A 1126-nucleotide genomic window follows, 5' to 3' on the forward strand; every position below is an offset into this window, starting at 1 on the left:
AGGAGATCACCGATGCCCAGTGTCGCAGAAACCCATTCCTATGTCATCGGCGTGGACACCCACGCCCGTAACCATGTGTACGCGATCGTGCATGCGCAGACCGGAGCTCAGGTGGGCCAGCCACGCGAGTTCCGGGCCACTGCCGCGGGCTATCACGCCGCCCTCGTGTGGATCGAGGAACAGGTCGAGGGCGCCTCATGGATCGCGGCGATCGAGGGCACCGGATCGTATGGCAAACAACTGACCCGCACCTTCCAGGCCGCGGGAGTACGCGTGGTCGAGGTCCACCCAGCGGCCAAGACCGCGCGCCGTGGGCGCGGTAAGACCGACGCGATCGACGCGGTCCGCGCCGCGAAGACCGTCACCGGCAGCGATAGCACCGATCTGGCGCAGCCCCGACGCGGCCAAATGCGTGATGGCCTGCAGGTTCTGCTGACCGTGCGGCGTATCGCGAACAAGGACCGCACCGCCCGGATCAACGCGTTGAACGCGATCGTGCGGATGCTGGGATTGATCAGCGACACCCGCCGGGCGTTGACTCCCGCGATGATCGAGCAGATCGCCGCCGGCCACGTCCACGCCGACGCCGATCCCGCCGTGATCGCTAGCGCGGTCGAGACCGCGGCCCGGATCATCGCGCTCGATGCCGAGCTGAAGGTCAACGACCGCCGCCTGCGTGAGATCACCGCGAAGTGGATGCCCGAACTCCTCACGGTCGACGGAGTCGGGCCGGTCTCGGCCGCGCGGATCTTGTGCGCGTGGTCGCATATCGGGCGGTTCCCCCACGAGGGGCACTTCGCGTCGATGGGCGGGGCCTCACCGATCCCGATCGGCAGTGGCGGCTCGTTCACCCACCGCCTCAACTACGGCGGTGACCGCCAACTCAACGCCGCGCTCCACACCATCATGATGACCCGCGCGCGCTGTGATGAACGCACCAAGGCCTACATCGCTCACCGCGTCGCCGCCGGTACCGGCAAACGCGCCATCCAACGCCTACTCAAACGCTACATCGCACGCGAAATCTTCAAGACCTGCGAACGCAGCACAACCACCGCCGAGACCACGACAAACACCCAACACAGACCCACCGCGGCTTGACACCACACATAGAAGCGTCGAGACC

At 66.6% G+C, this 1126-nt stretch carries 1 protein-coding gene; it reads left to right on the plus strand.

Annotated elements, in window-relative coordinates:
* The coding region (locus L5G32_RS19125; RefSeq protein WP_237012667.1) for a transposase at positions 1-1101 on the plus strand (1101 nt) is incomplete at its 5' end.
* Positions 1102-1126: the final 25 nt, after the last annotated feature.

It is taken from the genome of Gordonia zhenghanii (genome assembly GCF_021738965.1).
Lineage (GTDB): Bacteria > Actinomycetota > Actinomycetes > Mycobacteriales > Mycobacteriaceae > Gordonia > Gordonia zhenghanii.